This window comes from Pseudomonas sp. NPDC007930 (assembly GCF_042958985.1).
GTDB lineage: Bacteria > Pseudomonadota > Gammaproteobacteria > Pseudomonadales > Pseudomonadaceae > Aquipseudomonas.
Genome location: NZ_JBIBKC010000013.1, coordinates 88486 through 106597, shown reverse-complemented (window position 1 = coordinate 106597; position 18112 = coordinate 88486). Strand labels below are relative to the sequence as shown.

Sequence of the window (18112 nt, the reverse complement as noted above, 5' to 3'; positions counted from 1 at the left end):
CAGGTACCTGGCCTGGGCATAGCCCTATAACCCATTGGCATTTCGCCAGCGCTTGCGCATTGCCTACGGTGATGGCACACGGCAACCGCAGCGGGAGCCGCCCATGGTTTCGACACGGGCCGCCCGGCCCTCTGGAGTCTGATGTGAAATGGCTACACACCCTTAGCGCGCTGCCCCTGCTGGTGGCCTTCGCCGCCCAGGGCGCGGAACCGGTTACCCTGCGGGTGGCCGACCAGAAGGGCAACATGCGCGCGCAGTTGGAGGCCGCCCACGCCCTGGAGCACCTGCCCGGCTACCAGATCCAGTGGGCCGAGTTCCCCGCCGCCGCGCCGCTGGCCGAGGCCTTGAACGCGGGCGCGGTGGATGCCGGGATCATCGGCGACGGCCCGTTGCTGTTCACCCTGGCCGCCGGCGCGCCGGTCAAGGCCATCGCGGTAGACAAAGCCGACCCCTATGGCACCGCCGTGCTGGTGCCGCAAGGCTCGGCCCTGAAAGGCGCCGCCGACCTCAAGGGCAAGCGCATCGCCACCGGCCGTGGCTCGATCGGCCACTACGTGGCGCTCAAGGCGCTGGCCAGCGCGGGGCTGACCGCCAAAGACGTGGAATTCAAGTTCCTCACCCCGGTAGACGCCAAGATCGCCCTGGCCAACGGCTCGGTGGATGCCTGGGCGACTTGGGAGCCCTATACCGCCCAGGCCGAAACCGTCGACCACGCCCGTGTTCTGGTCAGCGGCCGTGGCCTGCTGGCCGGCAACAGCTTCCTTGCCGCCACCGACAAAGCCCTGGCCGACCCCGCCCTGCGCGCAGCGTTGCAGGACTACGTCAACCGCGTGACCGAAGCCCAGCGCTGGGGCTACCAGCACCTGGACAGCTACTCCCAGACCCTGGCCGGGATCATCGGCTTCCCGGTGCCGGTGGCGCGCTTGCAGTTCGAGCGCCGCCAGCAGCACTGGGAGGCCATCGGCCCCGAGGTGGTGCAGCAGCAACAGGAAGTGGCCGACTTTTACCACCAGAGCGGGTTGATCCCGGTGCAGGTCAAGGTGGCCGCCACCTTTGATCACGGCTTCAGCGTGCCGCCGCTGGCGCGGACCGCCGAGCGCTAGGCGAACAGGGTTCGAGGGCCTATCGCCCGGCACAGCCGGCCTCCCACCAGTTCTGTGTAAGCCATTGATTTTGGAAGCAACACAGACCCCGTGGGAGGCCGGCTGTGCCGGGCGAGGGGCCAGCCAAGGCGACTCAAGGCCGCTGCCACAACGCCGCCGGCCGTGGCGCCTCGTTCAACGCCCGGGCCCCCACTGCAACCCCGGCGCCGCGCAGCAGCAGGCCAAGCTTCTCGGCCTTGCTGGTGCCCTGGCGGCGGTCCCAGGCGTGGGGCCCGGCGTCGCGTACCTTTACCCCGATCTCACGGTACACCCCGCGCGCGGTGGCGATTGCCCAGGCTGAACGCAGCGGCAGCGCCGGCAAGCCGGCGCGGGCGGAGCGGTAGTAGGGCTCGGCGGCGTCCACCAGCCGCGCGGCCAGCCCGGCCAGCGCCTCGCGGTGTCGCGCTTCGGCCAGTTGTGGCGGCGCCAGGCCGGCTTCGGCCAGCCACGTTTCGGGCAGGTAGCAGCGCCCGGCCTGGGCGTCTTCAACGATGTCGCGGGCAATGTTGGTCAACTGGAAGGCCAGGCCCAGGTCGCAGGCGCGGTCGAGCACCGCGGCGTCGCGCACACCCATCACCTGGGCCATCATCAGGCCGACCACCCCAGCCACGTGGTAGCAGTAGCCGAGGGTGTCGTTCAGGGTAAGGTAGCGTGCGCCGCGCACGTCCATGGCGAAGCCTTCGAGATGGGCGAAGGCCAGTTCCGGGGCGATCTGGTGCTCCCGCGCCACGTACTGGAAAGCAGCGAAGGCGGGTTCCTCCATCACCTCGCCGGCATAGGCCTGGCGGGTTTGCGCGCGCAGGTAGGCCAGGCGCTGCTCAGGGCTGCGCGCATCCAGGCTGGCGCTGGCAAAACCCAGCGCCTGGCCGTCTACCACGTCATCGCAGTGGCGGCACCAGGCATACAGCATCAAGGCGCTGCGGCGGGTGGCCGGGGCGAACAGCCGCGAAGCGCTGGCGAAGCTTTTAGAACCCACGGCGATGGTCTGGGTGGCATGCTCGAGCAGCGCGGCGTCGTTCATCGGTGTGCCTCCAGCATCAACCCGGCGGTGGCCTTGGCCGAGCCGATCACCCCGGGCACGCCTGCGCCCGGGTGGGTGCCGGCACCGACCAGGTACAGGTTGGGGATCACCTCATCGCGGTTGTGCGGGCGGAACCACGCGCTTTGGGTGAGGATCGGCTCCATGGAAAACGCCGAGCCCAAGTGCGCGCCGAGTTCATCGCGAAAGTCGAACGGGGTGAAGATCCGTTGGGTCAGCAACTGGCTGCGCAAGCCCGGCATGTAGCGCTGTTCAAGGTAGCTGAAAATCCGCTCGCGCAGCTTGGGCCCTTCAACGGTCCAGTCCAGCGGTGCGTTGCCCAGATGCGGCACCGGCGCCAGCACGTAGTGGGCGCCACAACCGGGCGGGGCAAGGGAAGGGTCGGTCACGCAGGGCGCGTGCAGGTACAGCGAGAAGTCCTCGGCCAACTGGTCATGGTTGAAAATATCGTCGATCAGCCCACGGTAACGCGGGCCGAAGCACACGGTGTGGTGGGCCAGTTGGCTGTGCTGCTGGTTCAGGCCGAAATACAACACGAACAACGAATTGCTCGACCGCTTGCGCTTGAGCGCGGCGCCCTGGCGGATGCCGCGGGGGTGGTCGCCGAGCAGCCGCGCGTAGGTGTTGACCACATCGGCGTTGGACGCCGCCGCCTGCACCTCGATGCGCCGGCCATCGGCCAGGCGCGCGGCGGCGATGCGCCCCTGTTGCACCTCCAGGCGCTCGACCGGGGCGTTCAGCTCCAGCTCGCCGCCGAGGTCCTGGAACAGCCGCACCAGCGCCTGCACCAGCGCGCCGGTGCCGCCGCGGGGGAACCACACCCCCCATTGCCGCTCGAGGGCGTGGATCAGGGTGTAGATCGAAGACGTGGCGAAGGGGTTGCCGCCCACCAGCAGCGAGTGGAAGGAAAACGCCTGGCGCAGGTGGTCCTCCTCGATGAACTTGCTGACCATCCCGTACACGCTGCGCCAGGCCTGCAGCCGCGCCAGTTGCGGGCCGGCGCGGAGCATGTCGCGAAACGACAGAAACGGCACGCTGCCGAGCTTCAGGTAACCCTCGGCGAACACCGCCTGGGAGTACGCCAGAAACTTCCGGTAACCGGCCACGTCGGCCGGGTTGAAGGCATGGATCTGCCGCTCCAGGCGCGCCTGGTCGTTGTCGTAGTCGAACACCCGGCCGTCTTCCCAGCACAAACGGTAGAACGGCGCCACCGGCAGCAGCTCGAGGTAATCGGCCATCGGCCGCCCGGCCACCTTGAACAGCTCTTCGATGGCGCTGGGGTCGGTGATCACCGTGGGCCCGGCGTCGAAGGTAAAGCCTTGGTCCTGGTATACGTAGGCGCGCCCGCCGGGTTTGTCGCGGGCCTCCAGCAGCAGGGTGGGCACGCCCGCGGCCTGCAGGCGGATGGCCAGGGCCAGGCCGCCGAAGCCGGCGCCGATGACTAAAGTCCGTTTCATGTTGACGCCTTTAACCGGTCAGAATGCTTGAGCGCGGCGCGCAAGGCCTGGCGCACCGGCACCGGCGGCTTGCCGGTGAGGATGCGGGCCTTGTCGGCCAAGGTGGGCTGGCCGGCGTAAAAACGCTCGATCAGCCCTTGGGGCAAACGGTAGAAGCGCTGCATCACTTGCCAGCGCTGGGAGGGCTCACCGGCCAGAAACAGCATGCGGTTGAGCAACCGAAAGAACCGCTGCTGGCGCCACTGGCGCGCGGCGAAGCCTTGCACCTGGGCGAACAACGCCTCATGCCCCGGCAGCGGCGCGCTGGCGATCAGCTCGGCCAGGCGCACCGCGCTGGGCAGTGAATAGCCCGTGGTGGGGTGGAACAGCCCGGCGCGCAGGCCACTGCGCGGCACGCCCTGGGCGCTGGCCCAGAACGCCTCGAACTGGCCGTTGAGGGTGATCGGCAGCGTGCCGCTTTCTTCGCGCAGCAGTTGCCCGCCGTGCCAGCCGTGGCGTTCGGCGTAGGCGTGGATTTCCCGCCGCAGGTGCGCCGGGTCCAGCCAGGGCTGGTCGATGTAATGGGTGTCTTCGATCAGCAGGCGGTCGGCCGCCAGCGGCAGCACGTAGAAGAACCGGTAGCCTTCGCCCTGGTCGACGCAGGCGTCCATCAGCAGCGGCCACTGCACGCCGTGGGGTTCGGCGAACTTCCATTCCTGGCCAATGAATGCCTGGTAGCCCAGTTGCAGGTGCGCCGACGGCGCGGCGCCGCGGCCATCGATCACCGCGCCGGCGCTGAGGGTCTGGCCAGTGGCGAGTTGCACGGTGTCGGGGGTAACCCGGCTCACCGCCGTGGCGCACATCAACTGCGCGCCCAGCGTGCGCTGCAACACTTGCGCGAGGCGCTCGGAGGTGACGCTGCAGTACGCCCCGGGCAGGCGCCGTTCGAAGGCCGGGAAACGCACTGCGTAACCCGGCCAACGGTGGCTCACCAGCGGCGCCAGCCAGTGCTGCTGGGCGTGGGTGAGGTCCGCGGCGTGGAACGACCAGGTGTGGTTGCCGCCTGGCCGCGGCGCTTGTTCGATCAGCAACACCCGCGCCTGGGGTTGCACCTGGCGCAGGCGCAGGGCGATCAGGCCGTTGGCCAGGCCGGCGCCGATGAGGATCAGGTCCCAGTCGGGCCGGCGGCTCATGCGGCATGCTCCGCCAGCACCGGGCGCTGGCTGGCCAAGGCTTGCTCGGTGATCAGCGCGGCACCGGCGGCGCCAGGCAGTTGATGCAGTTGCTGGGCCAGTTGCTCGAGGGCGGCGGTGTGGCCGCCGGGCGCCAGCAACTGGCGCAGGTGCTCGGCCAGCGCGCCACCGCGGCTGAAGCGCGAGGCGCGCCGGCCAATGCCATGGTACGCCACCCGCGCGGCCACCCCGGGCTGGTCGAAGGCGATCGGCACTGCCAGCACGGGGGTGCGCGCGGCGATGGCGTCGATCACCGTGTTCAGGCCGCCGTGGCTGACCACCGCCTGGGCCTGGCGCAACGCCTGGCGCTGGTCGGCGAAGTCGGTGACCCAGGTCGCGCCCTGTTCGCGCAGCGCCTCGGCCTGGGCGGCGTCAAGGCCGCCGCAGTGGGCCACCAGCACTTGCGCGCCGACCTCGCGGCAGGCCCGGGTGATGCTGCGCAGCACGCCATAGCGCTGGCCTTGCAGGGTCCCCAGCGAAGCGAACACAAACGGCCGGGCCGGGTCCACCGGCCAGGCTGGGGCGCCGTCGAGGCGGGCCAGCGGCGGGCGCAGTGGGCCCACGGCATGAAAGCACGGCGGCAATTGCGCCCGCGGGAAGTCCAGCCCCAGTGGGGTCTGGCTCAACTGCGCCAACGGCGACAGGCACTCATCCAGCGCCCGCCGTGGGGCCAGGCCAAAGCCGTGGGCGTGGCGGGCGATCACATCGCCGTGGCCGCGCATCAGCCAGTCGTACACCCGCTCGCTGCTGCGGTACAGGTGGCGGGCGCGCTCGCTCTGCTCGAAGGCAAAGGGCATCACCGGCAGCGGCAAGCCGGGCTCGCGGTTCACTGGCAGCGCGCAGGCCACCGACACGAACGGCAGCCCCAGGCCCTCGGCCACCAGCCCGCCGGCGGCTTCCATCTGGTCGGCGATCACCCCATCGGCCTGCAAGCGGTCGAGCGCCGCGGGCAGCTCGCGGCAGAGCATGTCGGTAGTGGCGCAGAGGTCAGCGATCACCCGGCGGATCGACAACCCCGACGGGTTGGCGGCGTGGCGCAGGGTGCGCGCCAGGCTGCCGGCCGGGTGGCTGGCCAGGCCAACCGGTTCGAAGCCGATCCGTGGGTCGCTGAGCAGCCCGGCGGCTTCGAACTGATGAATGAACGTGACCCGGTGGCCGCGCTCGAGCAACGCCTGGGCCAGCGCCTGCAATGCGCGGAAGTGGCTGAACAGCGGCGGTGCGATCACCGCGTAATGGCTCACCGGGCGGGCCCTTGGGGCAGTAGCGTGGCGTGCTTGAGGGCGGCCAGGTCAGCGCTGCCGGTGCAGAAGCACGCCACCCGCAGTTGCTCGGTCAGGATATTGAAGTGCTCGACCACCGCGTCGCTGGAATCACACGCGGCGCTGAGCACCGCGGCGGCCTGGCCGACCAGCTCAGCGCCCAAGCGCAGCGCCTTGGCCGCCTCGATGCCGTCGCGGATCCCGCCCGAGGCGATCAGTGGCATGCCGGGCAAGCGCTGGCGCACCGCGTGCAGCGCCTGCGCGGTGGGGATGCCCCACTGGGCGAAGGCCATCGCCACCTGCGCCGCCTGCGGCCGCCGCGCGCGCTTGCCCTCGACTTCGGCCCAACTGGTGCCGCCGCTACCGGCCACGTCGAGCATGCTTACGCCCACCTCGGCCAAGCGCGCCGCCACCGCGGCGGACAACCCAGCGCCGACCTCCTTGACCACCACCGGCACTTCGCCGTGGCGCACCACCTCGGCGATGCCGGCGAGCACCCCGTGCCAGTTGCGGTCGCCTTCCGCCTGCAGGGCTTCCTGCAAGGGGTTGAGGTGGATGATCAGCGCGTCGGCGCCGATCATGTCGACTGCCCGCCGCGCGTAATCCAGGCCCTTCGGCCCGCGCACCTGGGCGCCGCCGAGGTTGGCCAGCAGCAGGATGTCTGGAGCGGCGCGGCGCAGTTCGCGGGTCAGGCCCCAGTCCGTTTCCCCCTCCAGCGCCACCCGCTGCGAGCCCACCGCCATCGCCAGGCCCAGGTGCTGGGCGGCTTCGGCCAGGTGGCGGTTGATGTCGCGGGCGCGGCTGGCGCCGCCGGTCATCGAGCTGATCAACCACGGCGCGCGCAGCGGCCGGCCCAGTACCGTAGATGCCAGGTCTATGGCGTCAAGATCGAGTTCGGGCAGGGCGCAATGCTCAAATTGCCAGTGTTCGAATCCATTGGCTGGCGTAACCCGTGCTTTTTGACGGTCTAGAACGATATCAAGGTGATCGTTCTTGCGGTGAACCAGGTCGAAATCCATGCTTGGGGTCCAGGGAGTATTTCGGTCGATCGAGCTGTCCGTTGTACACGGAGTTGTACAAGGCGGGCAGAGGTGCAAGGCTCGTACAACACACTCTAGTATGGCAACGGCGCGCCGCAGGCGTTCCGTGCCACGTGCAGGGCCAGGTGTAAACGCCGCTTCGGTGTTTCGCGAACAGGGAAGGGAACGATGACAGCCACCGCTCATCAGGCCTTGAGCCACGCCAGTGAACTGCTGGCCATCCGTGACGCTGTGCAACGCCGCCTCGATCAACTGCTGCCGCCCGGCAGCGAGCACGATCTGGTCAGCGCGGCGATCCGCGAGAGCGCGTTGGCCCCGGGCAAGCGCCTGCGCCCGTTGCTGATGCTGCTGACCGCGCGCGACCTGGGCTGCCAGGCCAGCGGCGTGCTCGACCTGGCCTGCGCGGTGGAGATGGTCCACGCCGCCTCGTTGGTGCTCGATGACCTGCCCTGCATGGACGACGCCGCGACCCGCCGTGGGCGGCCGACGGTGCACCGCCAGTTTGGCGAAGACGTGGCGATTCTCGCCGCGGTGGCGTTGCTCAGCCGCGCCTTTGGGGTCATCGCCGCCGCTGAAGGCGTGCGCCTGGGCTGCAAGGCCGAGTTGGTGGCGCAACTGAGCACCGCGATCGGCGCCCAGGGCCTGGTGGCGGGGCAGTTCCAGGACTTGCGCGAGGGCGCCGCGCAACGCGGCGAGGAAGCCATCGCACGGACCAACGAATTGAAAACCGGGGTGCTGTTTGGCGCCACCTTGCAGATGGCGGCCATCGCCGCGGGCGCCGGCCCGCGTGTGCGCGATGCCCTGGGCCATGTGGCCTGCGACCTCGGCCAGGCTTTCCAACTGCTCGATGACCTCGCCGACGGGCGCCCGGACACCGGCAAGGATTGCCACAAGGACCTGGGTAAATCGACCCTGGTCGCGCTACTGGGGGCCGACGCGGTGGCGCGGCGCTTGCGCGGCCACCTGCACAGCGCTGACCGCTACCTGGCGGCGGCCTGTGGCGAGCGGGTGCAAACCCGGCAGTTCATGCGGGCGTGGTTCGAGCAGCAGTTGGTGGGGGTGGCTTAGGGCCCTTCGCCCGGCACAGCCGGAGTGCCGGACCACGGCCTCCCACCAGATTTGTGTAAGTACTTGATTTACGGGGCAACACAGAACACGTGGGAGGCCGGCTATGCCGGGCGATAGGCCTAGAAGCTCATGCACAAAATCAGCAGAGCTCACAGATTCATCCCTTCTTTAAAGCCGTGAAATTGCTTAAGTGAACAGCATTACGGCACAGCCGGCCTCCCACGGGGCCTGTGTTGTCCCGTAAATCAAGTACTTACATAAATCCGCGAAGGGCCCTCAACCCAAGGTCACGGTAAAACAGCACCCCTGCGGTTCACGCCCGGTCAGCTCGACCCGCCAGCCTTGGTCGAGGCAGATCCTCTGCACCAACGACAGCCCCAGGCCCAGCCCTTCGCCGCGTTTTTCATCACCGCGCACGAATGGCTGGAACATCGCATGGCGTTTTTCTTCCGGGATGCCAATGCCGCTGTCTTCCACCTTGAAGCCGCCTTCCTGCACCGTGAGGCGGATAAACCCCTCGTCGGTGTAGTGCCAGGCGTTGCGCAGCAGGTTGCCCATCACCGACAGCAACAGCGTCGAATTGTAAGACTGGGGCCCGCTGGCCTCATGGTGGTACTCGAACGCCAGGCCCTTTTCACGGATCGCCGGGCCCCAGGTATCGACTGACTCTTCGCTGGCCACCTTGAGGGTGGTCACCTCGGTGCGCAGCGACGGCGCGTCGTAGTCCCGGGCCAACAACAGGAAGGTGCTGACCAACTGGTCCATCTGCTCGGTGGCACGGGCCATGCGGCTGAGCTGGCGGCCCATGCGCGGGTCGTCGCTGTGTTCATCGCCCAGCGCCCGGCACGCGGCCTCGAGGGTTTGGATTGGCAGTTGCAGCTCGTGGCTGACGTCGCTGGTGAACTGCTGCTCGCGGCGCAGGGCGTCGGCCAGGCGGGTTTGGGTCTGGTTGTACGAGGCGGCCAGTTCGCCGACTTCGTCTTGCGCCCAGTTGCCGCTGGCCGGCGGCGCTTGGTCCACCGGCAGGTTGCTGGCGCGGCGCACCTGGGTGGCGAGGGTGGTCACCGGGGCGATCACCCGCCGGGCGATCAGCCAGCCCAGCAGCACCGCCAGCGCCACGCTCAGGCTGAAACCGGCTACCGCCACCGAGTAAAGAATGCGTTGGCGCTGCATCAGGCTCTGCTGGTTGCGCAGCAGCACGTACTTGCGCCCGTCGACTTCCTCGACCGCGGCGTAGTAGCCGTCGTCGCCCGAGCCCACCTCATGGAAGCCCCGCGGCAGGGCCTCAAGGTTGGCCGGCAGGGCGAGGTCTTCGCGCCCGCCCTGCACGTAGAAGAGTTCGTCTTTTTCCGGGCGGTGCACCCAGGCATCCTGGTTGTCGAGCAGCAGTTGCCGGCGCAGGTTGCCCGACAGGCTGAGCTCGGTCAGGCGCCCTTCGACGACCTTTTCACTGACCACGATGCCGATGGCGAAGGTGCCGGCCACGAAGGCGCTCATCGCCGCGAAGGCAATGACGATCCGCTTGCTGAGCGTGTATTTGAAATCCATACAGCGGGTGATCACACAGTGCGCTGAAAACGGCGCGAAGCGTCGCTGCTCGGGCGTGAGGAGGAAGTGATACCTGTGTGAAAAATTTGTGAAAAACCGCCTGCAATCAGCGTATTGAACCTGTTACAGGCTTGATCGCTCAAACCCAGTAACCAGGCCTAGCAAGGAGCAACCCCCACGATGGCCCCCGCCCCGGAACCGTATGCGTTGTGGTTGCAGGCTTTTGCCGAGCGGCCCAACCCCCTGTGTGACGCCGCCCCGCTCAGGGCCCTGATGCAACAATGCCAACGCCAGGGCCTTGACCAACTGCCGCGCCCGGCCGCGGGCAACACCTTGCAGCGCTGGCGGGTGCTGGCCGAAGTCGCCGGTTTCGACCTGGCCTTGGTCAAGCTGTTCGAAGGCCACACCGACGCCCTGGCGATCCTCGCCGAGCTCGACGCCAGCAGCCTGGCCGGGGAGGGCATCTGGGCGGTGTGGGCCGCCGAGCCGCCGCAGGCGCGGGTGACCATTACCGAGCGCCACGGCAACCAGGTGCGCCTGGCCGGGCGCAAGGCCTGGTGCTCCGGCGCGCGGCAGGTCGACCATGGCCTGCTCACCGCCTGGGACGAACACAACCGCCCGCAACTGGTGGCGCTGGCCATGGCCCAGCCAGCAGTGGAAGCCACCGCTGACGGCTGGCAGGCGGTGGGCATGGGCCCGACGGCGAGCGTTGAAGTGATACTGGACGGCGCCCACGCGCAGGCGGTGGCCGGCCCCGGCGAGTACCTGTCGCGGCCTGGCTTCTGGCACGGTGGCGGCGGCATTGCCGCCTGCTGGTATGGCGCGGCGATGACCGCCGGGCATTATTTGCGTGAGCACTGCGCGCAGCGCCCCGGCGAGCCCCATGCGCTGGCCCACCTGGGCGCGGTGGACGCCCATCTGGGCGCGGCCAGGGCGGCGTTGCAGCACTGCGCCGAATGGATCGATGCCCAGCCGGCGCTCGATGCCCAGGTGCCGGTGCAACGGCTGCGGGCGATCACCGAGCACAGCGTCGAACAGGTGCTGCGCCACGTGGGCCGGGCGCTCGGCGCCACGCCGTTCTGCCGCGACCCACGCTTCGCCCGGCTGATGGCCGACCTGCCGGTGTTCGTGCGCCAGAGCCACGCCGAACGAGACCTGGCCGGCCTCGGCCAGGCCATCGCCGAACAACCGGCGCAGCGGTGGGCGCTATGAGCGCCGGCGCTGAAGAACGCCCGTTTGGCGTGGCCGGCACGCCCCTGGCCAGTTGGCACGCCAGCCCTGAGCTGGCCCAGGTGCCGGTGGTCAGCCTCGGCGAACTGCTGCCGCCCGGCGCCCGGCTGGTGGTGGCCGCGCCGCACCCAGACGACGAAGTGCTGGCCTGTGGCGGCTTGCTCGCCGCGCTGGCGCCACGGCCACAGGCGGTCACCTTGCTGTCGGTCACCGACGGCGATGGCAGCCACCCCGGCTCCAGCCTGTGGCCGCCGGCCCGCTTGCGCCACGAACGGCGCCAGGAAAGCACCCGCGCCTTGACCCGCCTGGGCTACGACACCCGGGTGCTCGACTGGCACCCGTTGAGCCTGCCCGACGGTGAGCTGGCCGCCTGCAAAAGCGAACTGCTCGAACACCTGTGCGCGCACCTGAACCCCAGCGACCGGCTGCTCAGCACCTGGCGCCACGACGGCCATTGCGACCACGAAACCCTCGGGGAGGTGGCGGCCCAGGCTGCGCGGCTGACCGGCGCGGTGTTGATCGAAGCGCCGGTGTGGGCCTGGCACTGGGCCAAGCCCGACGACCCGCGGCTGCCCTGGGCGCGCGCGCGCAAGTTCATGCTCGATGAGCACACCTTGGCGCGCAAGCGCCAGGCCATCGCCGAACACGCCACCCAACTGCACGCCGACCCCAGCACCCAGGCCCCGCCGGTGCTGGCCCCGGAAACCCTTGGGCGGCTGCTGCAGCCCTTTGAGCTGGTGTTTATATGAATACCCCCGCGGAATACTTCGAGCGCCTGTTCGAGGGCAACGACGACCCCTGGGCGTTTCGCCAGCGCTGGTATGAACAGCGCAAGCGCGACCTGACCCTCGCCAGCCTGCCGCGCCAGCGCTACGAACGCGCCTTCGAGCCGGGTTGCGCCAACGGCGAACTGAGCCTGGCCCTGGCCGGGCGCTGCGACGAGTTGCTGGTGATGGACCTCAACGCCCGCGCCGTCGAGTTGGCCAACCAGCGCTTGGCCGAGTTCCCGGCCGCCCAGGCGATGCAGGGCCACCTGCCCGGCGACTGGCCGGGTGGCAGTTTCGACCTGATCGTGCTCAGCGAGGTGGGTTATTACCTGGCCGAGGCGGCCTGGCGCGAGGTGATCGAACAGGTGCTGCGCAGCCTCAGCCCCGGCGGTTCGGTGCTTGCCTGCCACTGGCTGCACCCGATCGACGGCGCGCCACAGCGCGGGCGCCAGGTGCACCAGCTGCTGGATGAAGGGCTCGGGCTGCACAAGGCGGTGAGCCACCAGGAGGCAGACTTTGTGCTCGAGGTGTGGTGCGGGGTGCCTTGCGCGGTAGACCTGGATGAGCCAGTGCTGGAAGGTTGAGGGCCCTTCGCCCGCCTGTGCCGTAATGCTGTTCACTTAAGCCATTTCACCGCTTTACGGAAGAGATCAATCTGTGAGCTCTGCTGATTTTGTGCATGAGCTTCAGGGCCCATCGCCCGGCACAGCCGGCCTCCCACCAGATGTGTGTAAGTACTTGATTTAAGGGGCAACACAGAACTGGTGGGAGGCCGGCTGTGCCGGGCGAAGGGCCAGTCAGGTCATGCGCTCAGCAAAACCATTTGAAAAAATCAGGGCTTTTTAACCCCGATTTAGCGCTCTGATTGCTTAAGTGAACAGCATTACGGCTGTACCGGGCGAAGGGCCCTGAAGCGAACCCCTAGGCCACCCGCACCCCAACATCCCCCACCCCTGGCAGCGCCGCCATCAGCCGCACCGGGATCGCCTTCGCCGCCGGCACCTTGCTGCGCTCGGCGTGGTGCCACAGCGGCAACAGCGGGTTGCACTCGGGGTAATAGCCGGCGCAACTGCCCTGGGGGATGTCGTACGCCAGGATTTGCAGTGGCCCCACCTGGCGCGGCACTTCAGGCTCTACCGCAGTGTGCACGCTGACCCAATCGAGGGCGGCAAAGCCGAGCCGGGCGATGTCGTCCGGGTGCATCAGCAGCACCTTGCGCGTGCCTTTGACCCCACGAAAGCGGTCGTCATAGCCATAGATGGTGGTGTTGAACTGGTCGTTGCTGCGGATCGTCATCAGCGTGAGCACTTCCCGCCCGGGCACCGCCACGTCGTTGTCTTCGCCAAGGGTGGCGGGGGTGATGAACCGCGCCTTGCCGTGTTCGGTGTGCCACTGCCGGTCGCAGGCCGGCAGTGGCCGGCGAAAGCCCCCCGGTTGCGCCATGCGCGCCTCGAGGTTGGCGAAGATTGCCGGGTACACCTGGGCAATCGCCGCGCGGATCAACCGGTAATCCTCGCGCCAGGCGCCCCAGTCGAGCTTGGGGTTGGGCGCCAGGGTGGCCTCGGCCAGGCCGGCGATGATCGCCACCTCAGACAACAACTGCTCGCTGGCCGGGGTGCCGTGGCTGTGCCAGCCGTGGATGAACCCGGTGCTGTCTTCGGTGCTGTAGGCCTGGGCCACGCCACCTTGCAGGTCGAGTTCGGTATGGCCCAGGCACGGCAACAGCCAACTGTCGGCGCAGGTCACCAGGTGGCTGCGGTTGAGCTTGGTCGCCACCTGCACGTTCAGCTGCAGGCGGCGCCAGGCCGGCTCCATGCGCGAGGTGTCGGGGATGGCCCGAAGGAAGTTACCGCCCAGGCCAATAAAGGCCTGCACGCTGCCATCGAGAATGCCTTCACAGGCATCGACGGTGGCCAGGCCCATTTGCTCGGGTACCTCGATGCCCAGGTGCTCGGCGATCAAATGCTTCGGCACCTTGGCGGGGTCTTCAGTGATGCCCACGGTGCGCTGGCCTTGCACGTTGGAATGGCCGCGCACCGGGCAGATGCCAGCGCCGGGCTTGCCCAGGTTGCCACGCAGCAGCAACAGGTTGACCAGCATCTGGATGGCCTGCACGCCGAGGCGGTGCTGGGTCAGGCCCATGCCGTAGACCATGATCACCCGCTCGCTGCGCGCGTACACCGCGGCGCTGGCCTCCATCGCCGCGCGGCGCAGGCCACTGTGGCGCTCCAGCGCCGGCCATTCCCAGCGGCGCACGGCAGCGATGAACTCGACCATGCCTTCGGTGTGCTGGGCAATGAAACGCTGGTCGAGCACGCCCGCGCGGCCCTCGGCCAACGCCGCGTCGTCCAGCGCGAGCAGCGCCTTGGCGATGCCGGCCAGGGCCGCCAGGTCGCCGCCGGGCGCCACCTGGTGGTATTGGGTGCTGACCTGGGTGCTGTGCGGGCCGAGCATCTCGCTGGGCGATTGCGGGTTGACGAAGCGTTCCAGCCCACGCTCGCGCAGCGGGTTGAAGGTGATCACCGGCACCCCGCGCTGGCGCGCCTCCTGGATCGGGTGGAGCATCCGCGGGCTGTTGCTGCCCACGTTCTGGCCGAAGAACATCAGGCAGTCGGCCAGGGCGAAGTCGCCAAGGGTGACCGTGCCTACCGGTACGCCGATGCTTTCTTGCAGCGCCACCGAGGTGCTTTCGTGGCACATGTTGGAGCTGTCGGGCAGGTTGTTGTGGCCGTAGGCGCGGGCGAACAACTGGTACATGAACGACGCCTCCAGCGAGGCGCGGCCGGAGGCGTAGAACACCGTGCTGGGCGGTGCCAGGGTTTTCAGCCGGGCACCGATGGCGGCGAAGGCTTCGTTCCAGCTCACTGGCCGGTAGCGGTCAGTGGCCGCGTCGTAGCGCAGCGGCTCGGTGAGGCGGCCCTGTTGCTCCAGGTCATGGTCGGGCCACTGCAGCAGTTCGCTGACCGCGTGCTCGGCAAAAAAGCTCGCGCCGGCCCGGCGCTGGGTCAGTTCCCAGGCGGTGGCCTTGGCGCCGTTCTCGCAAAACTCCAGCGCGTGGGTATGCCCAGGCTTGGCCCAGGCGCAACTGACGCAGGCAAAGCCGCCGGGTTTGTTCTGCTTGTAAAGCGCCGCGGCGCCGTGGGCCATGGCTTGCTCGCGCCAGAGGATGGTCATCACCGAGCGCGCCGAACCCCAGCCGCCGGCCGCGTGGGTGTAGGGGCGAAAGCGGGGAGGGCTGGGCATGGGCAGGGCGCCTGTAGGGGTGTTGAGTTTTGACGCCGGGGGCTTGGGAGGAGTTCGAAAGGTTTGCCGGCCCCTCGCCCGGTACAGCCCACCCGGCCACCCTTTGGTGCGCGCCACCACCAATTGCGCAAAAAGGGTGCGCGCCGGCCCAGGCCTGAGTTGCCCAATAGTCATCCAGGGCTTCGCCGAGGTGCTCAATACGCAACTGTAAAGCCGGCATTGGGCGAGCAAAGCTGGGGTTTTTCACGTTGGCCCATTACTTGCTGAACAACCGCAAGTTTCCCATTAGGCAACCGCCAGCATGCCCTTACCGCCCAAAGCCCCATCGCGCACCATCGAAACCCCCGCCCTGGGCATCGACGGCTTCAACGTCGGCAGCCGCCTGCGCGCGGCGCGCCAGGCCAAAGGCCTGTTGATCGAAGAGGTGGCCCAGCGCGTGGGCGTGAGCAAGTCGTTCATCAGCCGCTTCGAGCGCGATGTGGTGCAGGCTTCGGTCGCCACCTTGCTGCGGGTGTGCGAAGCCATCGGGATCAAGCCGGCCGAGCTGTTCTCGCCGCCGGCCACCGCCTTTGTGCCGGCCGGGGAGGGCACGCCGATCAGCCTGGGCGGCGAGAAGATGCGCGAGTACCTGATCGGCGGCGCCGGCAACGAACACATGATGGCCCTGTACTCGGTGATCGAGCCAGGCGGCGGTTCGGGGCCGGAGCCCTACACCCTCAAGGCCGACAGCGACATGGTCCATGTGCAGAGCGGGCAGCTGGAGCTGCGCGTGGGCGAAGACACCTACCTGCTCAAGGCCGGCGACACCCTGACCTTTCCACCGTCGGTACCGCACACCTGGCGCAACCCCTCGGCCGAACACACCTGCACCGCGCTGTGGGTGATCGTGCCGCCACCGAGCTGAGCGCCCACACCGTCCTGCCCCCACCTCACACCCAAGGAACACTTCATGGCTTACAACAAACTGTGGGCGGCCGCCGCCCTGATGGCCCTGGCCGCCAACGCGCTGGCGAGCGAGCGCATCACCATCGCCACCGACGCCACCTTCCCACCGTTCGAATCGGTTGACGCCCACGGCAAGCTGGTGGGCTACGACATCGAACTGGCCGAGGCGGTGTGCAAGGAGGCCAAGCTCGACTGCAACATCATTGGCGCCGCCTGGGAAGGGATGATCCCCGGGCTGATCAGCAAGAAGTACGACGCACTCATCTCGCAACTGACCGTGACCGACGCCCGCCGCAAGGTCATGGCCTTCAGCGACGTTTACGAGCTGCCGACGTTTCGCTTCGTCGCCCGCCAGGACGCCCACCTGGACGTGAGCCCCGAAGGCCTCAAGGGCAAGGTGATCGCTGTGCAGACCGGCACCCCGATGGACGCCTACGTGACCCGCAACTACCCCGGCAGCACCATCAAGCGCTACGCCAGCGGCAGCGAGCCGTACCTGGAACTGAGTGCCGGCCGCGCCGATGCGCACATGAGCTATGAAGCGCAGATCCTTCACAGCTTCCTGGCCAAGGACGAAGGCAAAGGCTTCGAGCTGGTGGGCCCACGGCTGACCGGCAAAGACGCGCCGGAGTTCGGCGAAGGCGTGGCGATCGCCATCAACAAGCACAACGGCGCGCTGGTCGAGCGCATCAACGCAGGCCTCAAGGGCGTGCGCGACAGCGGCCAGCTCGACGCGCTGAACGCCAAGTACTTCGGGCAGTAAGCACATGCTCGGCGATTACCTGTTCAGCGTGCTGGCGGCCGGGCTGGTGAGCCTGCAACTGGCTGCCCTGGCGTTGCTGCTGGCGCTGGCGCTGGGGCTGGCCGGGGCCTTTTGCAAGCGCTCGCGCAGCCGCGCGTTGCGCCTGCTCGCCGGGCTGTACACCACCCTGGTGCGCGGGGTGCCAGACCTGGTGCTGATGCTGCTGGTGTACTACAGCCTGCCAGCGCTGCTGAACCAGGGCTTCGACGCGCTGGGCTGGGATTACAGCGTGGAGTTCAGCCCGTTCGCCGCCGGCTGCGCCACCCTCGGGCTGATTTTCGGCGCCTACATGACCGAAACCTTCCGCGCCGCGCTGGCCGGCATCCCCCGCGGCCAGCTCGAAGCCGCCCAGGCATATGGGCTGAGCCGCTGGGGCACCCTGCGTTGGGTGCTGCTGCCGCAGATGGCGCGGCTGGCCTTGCCGGGCATCACCAACAACTGGCTGGTGCTGGTCAAGGCCACCGCGCTGGTGTCGCTGCTGGGCCTGCAAGACATCATGTTCCGCGCCCGCGGCGCCGCCGAGGCGACCGGCAAGCCGTTCACCTTCTACCTGGTGGCCGGCGGCTTTTACCTGGCCGTGACCGTGTTGTCGCTGGCCGCGCTGCTGTGGCTGGGCCGGCGCTACAGCGTGGGCGTGAAGGGGCTGGCGCGATGAACTGGGAAGTGATCGCCGAGAACCTCGGCCGCTACGCAGAGGGCACCTGGCTGACCCTGCAACTGACCGTGCTCGCCCTCGGGCTGGCCTTTGCCCTGTCGTTGCCGCTGGCACTGGCGCGCACCTCGGCGCGGCGCTGGCTGCGCCTGTTGGTGGGTGCCTACACCCTGGTGTTTCGTGGCACGCCGTTGTTGATCCAGTTGTTCCTGATCTACTACGGCCTGGCCCAGTTCGGCGCGCTGCGGCAAAGCTTTTTATGGCCGTGGTTGTCGAGCCCGCTGGTGTGCGTGCTGCTGGCGTTCGTGCTGAACACCTGCGCCTACACCACCGAGATCTTCGCCGGTGGCCTGCGCCATTTACCCCCCGGCGAGATAGAAGCGGCGCGGGCCTACGGCATGGGCCCTTGGACCCAGGCCCGGCGGATTCTGCTGCCTGCCATGCTCAGCCGCTCGCTGGCGTTGTACGCCAACGAGGCGATCATGATGCTCCACGCCACCTCGCTGGCCAGCACCGTCACGTTGATGGAAGTCACCGGCGTGGCGCGCAACATTACCCTCAATTACTACATCCAGTTCGAGCCCTACGTGACCGCCGGGGCCATCTACCTGGCGCTGACCTTCGTGCTGGTCGGCGCTTTGCGCCTGGCCGAACGGCGCTGGGCCGCTTACCTGCAGCCGCGCCGCGGCTGACCGTTCAACCTTTGCAA

At 68.5% G+C, this 18112-nt stretch carries 16 protein-coding genes; 9 read left to right on the top strand and 7 right to left on the bottom strand.

Translation table 11 applies throughout. The annotated features are described in order from the left end of the window. Positions 1-143: 143 nt before the first annotated feature. The gene (locus ACFZCE_RS21865) at positions 144-1103 is read left to right on the top strand and encodes an aliphatic sulfonate ABC transporter substrate-binding protein (protein ID WP_390942615.1); all 960 of its coding nucleotides are present in this window, start codon (positions 144-146) and stop codon (positions 1101-1103) included. Positions 1104-1236: 133 nt separating this feature from the next. Here ACFZCE_RS21865 and crtB read toward each other — a convergent pair whose 3' ends face one another. From crtB to fni, 5 genes are read right to left on the bottom strand one after another with little or no spacing between them, the layout of a single operon-like run. After that, positions 1237-2163: a 15-cis-phytoene synthase CrtB gene (gene crtB, locus ACFZCE_RS21860; RefSeq protein ID WP_390942614.1), complete on the bottom strand. Its 927-nt coding sequence runs from the start codon at positions 2161-2163 to the stop codon at positions 1237-1239. Then, positions 2160-3638: a phytoene desaturase family protein gene (locus tag ACFZCE_RS21855; RefSeq protein ID WP_390942613.1), complete on the bottom strand. Its 1479-nt coding sequence runs from the start codon at positions 3636-3638 to the stop codon at positions 2160-2162. Before ACFZCE_RS21855 ends, crtB begins: the two co-directional genes overlap by 4 nt. Then, positions 3635-4810, bottom strand: coding sequence for a lycopene beta-cyclase CrtY (gene crtY, locus ACFZCE_RS21850; RefSeq protein WP_390942612.1), 1176 nt, complete (start codon positions 4808-4810; stop codon positions 3635-3637). Before crtY ends, ACFZCE_RS21855 begins: the two co-directional genes overlap by 4 nt. Further along, a complete protein-coding gene (locus ACFZCE_RS21845) occupies positions 4807-6090 on the bottom strand; it encodes a glycosyltransferase (RefSeq protein WP_390942611.1) in 1284 nt (427 codons plus the stop codon). Before ACFZCE_RS21845 ends, crtY begins: the two co-directional genes overlap by 4 nt. Then, positions 6087-7127, bottom strand: coding sequence for a type 2 isopentenyl-diphosphate Delta-isomerase (fni, locus tag ACFZCE_RS21840; RefSeq protein WP_390942610.1), 1041 nt, complete (start codon positions 7125-7127; stop codon positions 6087-6089). The genes ACFZCE_RS21845 and fni overlap by 4 nt, the downstream gene beginning before the upstream one ends. 189 nt (positions 7128-7316) lie before the next feature. Here fni and ACFZCE_RS21835 point away from each other — a divergent pair, with 189 nt between their 5' ends. Continuing rightward, the gene (locus ACFZCE_RS21835) at positions 7317-8216 is read left to right on the top strand and encodes a polyprenyl synthetase family protein (protein ID WP_390942609.1); all 900 of its coding nucleotides are present in this window, start codon (positions 7317-7319) and stop codon (positions 8214-8216) included. Between the two features lie 276 nt (positions 8217-8492). On the opposite strand, the gene ACFZCE_RS21830 is transcribed toward ACFZCE_RS21835, so the two are convergent. Then, positions 8493-9764, bottom strand: a complete 1272-nt coding sequence (locus ACFZCE_RS21830; RefSeq protein WP_390942608.1) for an ATP-binding protein — start codon at positions 9762-9764, stop codon at positions 8493-8495. A gap of 180 nt (positions 9765-9944) precedes the next feature. On the opposite strand from ACFZCE_RS21830, the gene ACFZCE_RS21825 reads away from it, so the two are divergent. The 3 genes from ACFZCE_RS21825 to ACFZCE_RS21815 are packed head-to-tail and all read left to right on the top strand — an operon-like array spanning position 9945 to position 12345. Continuing rightward, on the top strand, positions 9945-10976 hold the full coding sequence (locus tag ACFZCE_RS21825) for an acyl-CoA dehydrogenase (protein WP_390942607.1): 1032 nt from the start codon (positions 9945-9947) through the stop codon (positions 10974-10976). Next, the gene (locus ACFZCE_RS21820; protein ID WP_390942606.1) at positions 10973-11743 is read left to right on the top strand and encodes a PIG-L family deacetylase; all 771 of its coding nucleotides are present in this window, start codon (positions 10973-10975) and stop codon (positions 11741-11743) included. The genes ACFZCE_RS21825 and ACFZCE_RS21820 overlap by 4 nt, the downstream gene beginning before the upstream one ends. Next, positions 11740-12345, top strand: a complete 606-nt coding sequence (locus tag ACFZCE_RS21815) for a methyltransferase domain-containing protein (protein ID WP_390942605.1) — start codon at positions 11740-11742, stop codon at positions 12343-12345. The genes ACFZCE_RS21820 and ACFZCE_RS21815 overlap by 4 nt, the downstream gene beginning before the upstream one ends. 337 nt (positions 12346-12682) lie before the next feature. On the opposite strand, the gene ACFZCE_RS21810 is transcribed toward ACFZCE_RS21815, so the two are convergent. Beyond that, positions 12683-15004, bottom strand: coding sequence for an FdhF/YdeP family oxidoreductase (locus ACFZCE_RS21810; RefSeq protein WP_390942604.1), 2322 nt, complete (start codon positions 15002-15004; stop codon positions 12683-12685). Between the two features lie 301 nt (positions 15005-15305). Between ACFZCE_RS21810 and ACFZCE_RS21805 the strand changes: the two genes are divergently transcribed. From ACFZCE_RS21805 to ACFZCE_RS21790, 4 genes are read left to right on the top strand one after another with little or no spacing between them, the layout of a single operon-like run. Beyond that, the gene (locus tag ACFZCE_RS21805; protein WP_390942603.1) at positions 15306-15908 is read left to right on the top strand and encodes a cupin domain-containing protein; all 603 of its coding nucleotides are present in this window, start codon (positions 15306-15308) and stop codon (positions 15906-15908) included. 45 nt (positions 15909-15953) lie between these two features. Continuing rightward, on the top strand, positions 15954-16712 hold the full coding sequence (locus tag ACFZCE_RS21800) for a transporter substrate-binding domain-containing protein (RefSeq protein WP_390942602.1): 759 nt from the start codon (positions 15954-15956) through the stop codon (positions 16710-16712). Between the two features lie 4 nt (positions 16713-16716). Beyond that, positions 16717-17406 carry an ABC transporter permease subunit gene (locus ACFZCE_RS21795; RefSeq protein ID WP_390942601.1) on the top strand — a complete coding sequence of 230 codons (690 nt, stop codon included), beginning with the start codon at positions 16717-16719 and terminating at the stop codon, positions 17404-17406. Continuing rightward, the gene (locus ACFZCE_RS21790) at positions 17403-18095 is read left to right on the top strand and encodes an ABC transporter permease subunit (protein WP_390942600.1); all 693 of its coding nucleotides are present in this window, start codon (positions 17403-17405) and stop codon (positions 18093-18095) included. The genes ACFZCE_RS21795 and ACFZCE_RS21790 overlap by 4 nt, the downstream gene beginning before the upstream one ends. Positions 18096-18112 lie beyond the last annotated feature (17 nt).